Below are 1,189 nucleotides of genomic sequence, written 5' to 3' on the forward strand. Positions count from 1 at the left end.
TCGGTGCCCGGCAGGAAGCCCGGCACGTCGACGAGGGTGACGATCGGGACGTTGAACGCGTCGCAGGTCCGCACGAACCGGGCGGCCTTCTCCGAGGCGTCGATGTCCAGGCAGCCCGCGAACTGGGTCGGCTGGTTCGCCACGATGCCCACCGAGCGGCCGTCGATCCGACCGAACCCGACGATGATGTTCGCCGCGCGACCGGCCTGCACCTCGAGGAACTCGTCGTCGTCGAGCAGGCGACGGATCACCTCGTGCATGTCGTACGGCTGATTCGCCGAGTCGGGGATGATCGTGTCCAGGTCCAGATCCTCCGGGGTCAGCGACTCCTCGATCGACCCGACGATCGGATCCGTCGCCTCCAGCCGGGGCGCGGCGGCCTGGTTGTTCGACGGCAGGTACGAGAGCAGGTCCTTGACGTAGTCGAGGGCGTCCTGCTCGCCGGAGGCGACGTAGTGCGCGACCCCGGACTTCGCCATGTGGGTGTGCGCGCCGCCCAGGTCCTCCATGGTGACGTCCTCACCGGTGACGGTCTTGATCACGTCCGGGCCGGTGACGAACATCTGGGAGGTCTGGTCGACCATCACCACGAAGTCCGTCAGCGCCGGCGAGTACACGTGCCCGCCCGCGGCCGGGCCCATGATCAGCGAGATCTGCGGGATCACCCCGGACGCCTGGACGTTGCGGTGGAAGATCTCCCCGTACAGGCCGAGGGAGACCACGCCCTCCTGGATGCGGGCGCCGGCGCCCTCGTTGATCCCGATCAGCGGCCGACCGGTCTTCAAAGCGAGGTCCATCACCTTGACGATCTTCTCGCCGTAGATCTCGCCCAGGGACCCACCGAAGACGGTCGCGTCCTGGGAGAACACGCACACGTCGCGGCCGTCGACGGTGCCGTAGCCGGTGACCACGCCGTCGCCGGCCGGTCGGTTGTCCCCGAGCCCGAAGTTCGTCGACCGGTGCCGCGCCAACGCGTCCAGCTCGACGAACGAGCCCTCGTCGAGCAGTGCCTCGATGCGTTCGCGGGCGGTCAGCTTGCCCTTCGCGTGCACCTTCTCCACGGCGGCCTCACCGGTCGGGAAGGTCGCCTCCGCCTGACGGCGATGCAGATCCGCGAGCTTCCCCGCGGTCGTGTGGATATCGGGGACATTCGACGCCGCGGTGGCGGCGGACTCCTGGACGCTGGTCA

The 1,189-nt window shown here is 68.8% G+C and carries 1 protein-coding gene; it reads right to left on the bottom strand.

All coding sequences use genetic code 11. From position 1 onward, the window contains the following. Positions 1–1,189 (bottom strand): acyl-CoA carboxylase subunit beta (locus ACWEPG_RS28405; RefSeq protein ID WP_452595858.1); only part of this gene is annotated, 1,189 nt, incomplete at both ends.

It is taken from the genome of Rhodococcus sp. NPDC004095 (genome assembly GCF_053604015.1).